At 70.7% G+C, this 5,471-nt stretch carries 4 protein-coding genes; 2 read left to right on the forward strand and 2 right to left on the reverse strand.

What is annotated here, in order from left to right; genetic code table 11:
- Window positions 1–394, reverse strand: a 394-nt coding sequence (locus GUY60_RS33500) for an LLM class flavin-dependent oxidoreductase (protein WP_161704775.1), incomplete at its 3' end; no start/stop codon positions are given.
- Between the two features lie 174 nt (window positions 395–568).
- A complete protein-coding gene (locus tag GUY60_RS33505) occupies window positions 569–1,795 on the reverse strand; it encodes an amidohydrolase family protein (protein WP_161704781.1) in 1,227 nt (408 codons plus the stop codon).
- A 270-nt stretch (window positions 1,796–2,065) separates the two neighbouring features.
- On the opposite strand from GUY60_RS33505, the gene afsR reads away from it, so the two are divergent.
- Both afsR and GUY60_RS33515 read left to right on the forward strand, forming a co-directional pair.
- Window positions 2,066–5,002: an SARP-family global regulator AfsR gene (gene afsR / locus GUY60_RS33510; RefSeq protein ID WP_161704777.1), complete on the forward strand. Its 2,937-nt coding sequence runs from the start codon at window positions 2,066–2,068 to the stop codon at window positions 5,000–5,002.
- Window positions 5,003–5,203: 201 nt separating this feature from the next.
- Window positions 5,204–5,419: a hypothetical protein gene (locus GUY60_RS33515; protein ID WP_161704779.1), complete on the forward strand. Its 216-nt coding sequence runs from the start codon at window positions 5,204–5,206 to the stop codon at window positions 5,417–5,419.
- Window positions 5,420–5,471: the final 52 nt, after the last annotated feature.

Genomic DNA, 5,471 nt, shown 5'->3' on the forward strand with positions numbered 1-5,471 from the left:
GCACATGCCCGGCCCCGACCCCGAGGATCAGCCGGCCCCCGCTGAGGTGGTCGAGCGTGGCGTACTGCTTGGCGGTGGCGAGCGGGTGCCGGAGGCCGACGACGGCCACGTGGCTGAGCAGCCGTACGCGTTCGGTGACCCCGGCGAGGAAGGAGAGGGTCGCGACGGGGTCGTACCAGACGGTGCTCATCGCTGCCGCGAGCCGGCGGGGGATCGCGACGTGGTCGCAGCAGGCGATGTAGTCGAAGCCGGAGCGGTCGGCGACGCGGGCGAGCTCAGCGAGGTCGGTGGGGCCTGCGTCGGCTTCCCAGGGCTCGGCGTAGATCGTGCTCTGGGACTGGATGGGTAGTTGGATGCCGTACGCGAGGTGGTTCTGCGGGAAGAGTTGCGTCATGGCTGGGCCCCCTTATTTGACGGACCGTCAGATCTTGACGTCGACGGCCATCGTGGGGGGTGGGGGGTCGTCAGGCAAGGCTTGTGCGGGTGCTTTCCTCTTCCCGCTCCTCAATCGCCGGAGGGGCTATTTTTTAGCCCCTCCGGCGATTGAGGAGGCCCGTCCGGCGAGGACTCAGGGCGCCGACGGCCCCCACAACCCGTCCTCCGTCAGCCCGAGCAGCGAAATCGCATTGCCCCGGACCAGCCGGTCCACCACATCCGGCGCCAGATGCCCCATCTGGGACTCCCCCACCTCACGGGACTTGGGCCACGTCGAGTCCGAGTGCGGGTAGTCCGTCTCGTACAGCACGTTCCCCACCCCGATGGAGTCGAGGTTCCTCAAGCCGAACGCGTCGTCGAAGAAGCAGCCGTAGACGTGTTCCGCGAAGAGTTCGGACGGCGGGCGGGTGACCTTGTCGGCGACGCCGCCCCAGGCGCGGTTCTCCTCCCAGACCACGTCCGCCCGCTCCAGGATGTACGGGATCCAGCCGATCTGGCCCTCCGCGTACATGATCCGCAGGTTGGGGAACTGCTCGAACTTGCCGCTCATCAGCCAGTCGACCATCGAGAAGCAGCAGTTGGCGAAGGTGATCGTGGAGCCGACCGCGGGCGGGGCGTCGGCGGAGGTCGACGGCATCCTCGACGACGAGCCGATGTGCATCGCGATGACCGTGCCGGTCTCGTCGCAGGCCCGCAGGAACGGGTCCCACTCGTCGGTGTGGATGGACGGGAGGCCGAGGTGCGGCGGGATCTCGGAGAACGCCACCGCGCGTACGCCGCGGGCCGCGTTGCGGCGTACCTCCTCCGCCGCGAGCTGCGGGTCCCAGAGGGGGATCAGGGTGAGGGGGATCAGGCGGCCGCGCGCCTGCGGGCCGCACCACTCCTCCACCATCCAGTCGTTGTACGCCCGCACGCCGAGCAGGCCGAGTTCATGGTCCTTGGCCTCGGTGAAGGTCTGCCCGCAGAACCGCGGGAACGTCGGGAAGCAGACCGCCGACTGGACGTGGTTGACGTCCATGTCCGCGAGGCGTTCCGGCACCGAGAACGAACCCGGACGCATCTGCTCATACGTGATCACTTCGAGTTTGATCTCGTCGCGGTCGTAGCCGACGGCGGTGTCGAGGCGGGTGAGCGGGCGGTGCAGATCCTCGTACACCCACCAGTCGCCTATCGGCCCGTCGTCGCCCTTGGCGCCCATGACCGGTGCGAACTTGCCGCCCATGAAGGTCATTTCCTTCAGCGGGGCACGTACGACGCGCGGGCCGATGTCGTGGTACTTCGACGGGAGCCGGTCCCGCCAGACGTTGGGGGGCTCCACCGTGTGGTCGTCCACCGAGATGATCTTCGGGAAGGTCTCCATACGCTCCATACGCCTCACGGTAGCGCCGATCTGACGAACCGTCAGCTAGTAGCGCGCCGTGGAAAATCTGTGACTCACCGCGCGTCCTCCTTGCGTGGACCCTGTGAGAGCTGTCTCGCACGGCTGACGCAAACGCCCCTGACAAGGCAGACTGGCGAGGGCAATTCCAGAACTCGGACCGGGAAGGGCTCAGGACGGGCACCCCGCCTCCCCGATGTCCGACCGACTCCAGGCCTTGAGCACGTCCGGCATTTCGCCAGGGGGACAACGATGGACGGTGTACCGCGCGTACCCGGGCAGCGGCGCCCGGAGGGACAGCCGTTGCGCTTCAGCGTGCTCGGACCGGTACGCGCCTGGCGCGGAGCCGAGCCCCTGACCACCGGTTCTCCACAACAACGCGCCCTGCTCGCCGCCCTGCTGCTGCGCGCGGGCCGCACCGCCACCGCGGCCGAACTGATCGACGCGATCTGGGGCGACGAGCCGCCCAAGGAAGCCCTCGCCGCGGTGCGTACATACGCCTCCCGGCTGCGCAAGGCCCTCGACCCCGGCGTCCTCTCCAGCGAGTCCGGCGGGTACGCGATCCGGCTTCCGGTTCTCTCCGGCGCCCTCGACCTGGCCCTCGCCGAAGACCTGTGGGCCGACGCCGAGAAGGCGCGCGGCGCGGGCGACCTCGGCCAGGCCCGCTCCCTCATCAACAAGGCCCTCAGCCTCTGGGACGGCGAACCGCTCGCCAACGTCCCAGGCCCGCACGCCGACGCCCAGCGGGTCCGCCTGGAGGAGTGGCGCCTCCAACTCGTCGAGACCCGGCTCGACATGGACCTGGAGCAGGGCTGCCACGCGGAGGCCGTCTCCGAGCTCACCGCGCTCACCGCCGCGCACCCGCTGCGCGAGCGGCTCCGCGAACAGCTGATGCTCGCCCTGTACCGCTCCGGCCGCCAGGCCGAGGCCCTCGCCGTGTACGCGGACACCCGCAGGCTGCTCTCCGACGAGCTGGGCGTCGACCCGCGCCCCGGCCTCTCCGAGCTGCAGCAGCGCATCCTCCAGGCCGACCCGGGCCTCGCCGAGCCCGCGTCCGCCACCGAACCCGCGTCCGCGACGGTCCGCCCGGCCCAACTCCCGGCCACCGTGCCCGACTTCACCGGACGCGTCCCTTTCGTGGCGGAACTGGGCGATGTGCTCTCCTCCGCCGAGGGCCGCGTCATGGCGGTCTCCGCGCTCGCGGGCATCGGCGGCGTCGGCAAGACCACCCTCGCCGTGCACGTCGCGCACGCCGCCCGCGTCCACTTCCCGGACGGCCAGCTCTACGTCGACCTCCAGGGCGCCGGCGCGCGTGCCGCCGAACCGGAAGCGGTGCTCGGCGCGTTCCTGCGCGCCCTCGGCACGGCGGACTCGGCCGTCCCCGACACCCTGGAGGAGCGCGCCGCGCTCTACCGCTCACTCCTCGACGGCCGCCGCGTCCTCGTCCTCCTTGACAACGCCCGCGACGCCGCCCAGGTCAGGCCCCTGCTGCCCGGCACGGAAGGCTGCGCGGCGCTGATCACGTCCCGGATGCGGATGGTCGACCTGGCCGGTGCGCACCTCGTCGACCTCGATGTGATGTCGCCGGAGGAAGCGCTTCAGCTGTTCATCCGGATCGTCGGCGAGGAGCGCGTCGCGTCCGAGCGTGAGGCCGCCCTCGACGTGGTCGCGGCCTGCGGGTTCCTGCCCCTCGCCATCCGGATCGCGGCGTCCCGGCTCGCCTCCCGGCGTACCTGGACGGTCTCGGTGCTCGCCGCGAAGCTCGCCGACGAGCGCCGTCGCCTGGACGAGCTGCAGGCCGGTGACCTGGCCGTCAAGGCCACCTTCGAGCTGGGGTACGGCCAGTTGGAGCCCGCGCAGGCCCGCGCGTTCCGGCTGCTCGGGCTCGTCGACGGGCCCGACATGTCCCTCGCTGCGGCCGCCGCGATGCTCGACCTGCCGGTCGAGGACACCGAAGACCTCCTCGAAGCCCTCGTGGACACCTCCCTCCTCGAATCCGCCGCACCCGGCCGCTACCGCTACCACGACCTGGTCCGCCTCTACGCGCGTGCGTGCGCGGAGCGGGACGAGCAGCCGCCGAGCGAGCGGGAGGCGGCGCTCTCCCGTCTTCTGGACTTCTATCTGGCGACGACCTCCAAGGTGTTCGCGATCGAGCGGCCCGAGGACCGGCTGCCCGCCCATCTGGAACCCACCCGGTCCGCGGGCCTCGACTTCACCGACCGCCAGGAGTCGCTCGACTGGCTCTACACCGAGGCCAACTGCCTGTTGGCGTGCGCCCGGCAGGCGGCCGCGACGGAGCGGCTGCGCCCGGCGGTGGACCTGATCTGGGCCGCGAAGGACCTCGCGGAGTCGGGCGCCAACTCGAAGCAGTACGAGTTCGCCGCCTGCGCCGCCCGGGACGCCGCGCACGCCCAGGGCGACGCCCGTACGGAGGGCAGGGCCCGGACGGCGCTCACCAACGCGCACCTCGTGGCCGGCCGGTACACGGAAGCGGACGAAGAGGCCCGGGTCGCCGCCGAGTTGGCGGCCTCGGTCGACGACCCGGCGCCGGTCTACTGGGCCAGCAACGACCGCGGCATCATCGCCTTCAACCAGGAGCGGTACGACGAGGCCGAGCAGCATCTCCTCCGGGCGATGGAAGGTTCCCGCGCGGACGGCAACCGCCCCGGTGAGGCGAGCGCCCTGTGCAACCTGTCCCGGCTGCACATGCTCACGGGACGTACCGCCAGCGCGGTGGAGCTGGCCCGGCAGGGCACCGCCATATACGACCGCATGGGCCTCACCCTGCGCCTGGCCAACGGCCGCTACGCGCTCGGGGTCGTGCTGACACAGACGGGCCAGCACACCGAGGCGCTGGAGCAACTGAACGACGCCCTGGAGATGTTCGGGAAGAACCGCCAGCGCCTGTGGGAGGGGACGACGCACTTCCGTATCGCCCAGGCCCACTTGGCGGCCAAGCGCCCGACATTGGCCGCTCAGTACGCCGAACAGGCCCTGGCCATCGGGTGCATCGGCGGTGACCGTATCCGTGCGGGTGTCCTGACCACGCTCGGTCGTGCACTGGACTCCCTCGGGCAGTCGGACCGTGCGCGTGCCTGTTGGCGTGAGGCGCTGTCGCTGCACGAGCAGGCAGGCTCGGAACTCGCCGAAGAGGTACGCGGGCTGCTGACGCCGGTGTCCGCCGCCTGATCGGCGAACCACAAGGGCGTTCATCGATTGTTTATGCCGATCAGACATGATGTTCCTGTCGATCCGTCGCGTCGGGGGGCAGACGGATCCGTGGAACCTCACCAGCCAGGTGAGCGTCTCTCACCACCCTGTCCGGCGGTCCTCGGGGGAGTCGCCGGACAGGGCCACCCATCAGCCCGGATTCGACACCAGGGGGCAGTTATGAGCAACACCGAGAAGAAGCGGAACGCCATCACCACTCAGGACAACCACGCGACAGCGCCTCCGCAGGACGGCATCACCACCATGGGCGACAACCACACGCCCGCGCCTCCGCAGGACGGCATCACCACCATGGGCGACAACCACACGCCCGCCCCGCCGATGGACGGCATCACCACCATGGGCGACAACCACACGCCCGCCCCGCCGAAGTAGCACGACCACGGGGGACGTACGGGGGGCGCACGGGGGAACGCACGGGGGATCG

This window comes from Streptomyces boluensis (assembly GCF_009908195.1).
In the GTDB taxonomy this organism is placed as follows: Bacteria; Actinomycetota; Actinomycetes; order Streptomycetales; family Streptomycetaceae; genus Streptomyces; species Streptomyces boluensis.

What these genes read in the sequence shown, in the direction of transcription:
- GUY60_RS33505 (WP_161704781.1), bottom strand. Translation starts at nt 1,795, where the DNA reads ATGGAGACCTTCCCGAAGATCATCTCGGTGGACGACCACACGGTGGAG.
- GUY60_RS33515 (WP_161704779.1), top strand. Translation starts at nt 5,204, where the DNA reads ATGAGCAACACCGAGAAGAAGCGGAACGCCATCACCACTCAGGACAAC.
- afsR (WP_161704777.1), top strand. Translation starts at nt 2,066, where the DNA reads ATGGACGGTGTACCGCGCGTACCCGGGCAGCGGCGCCCGGAGGGACAG.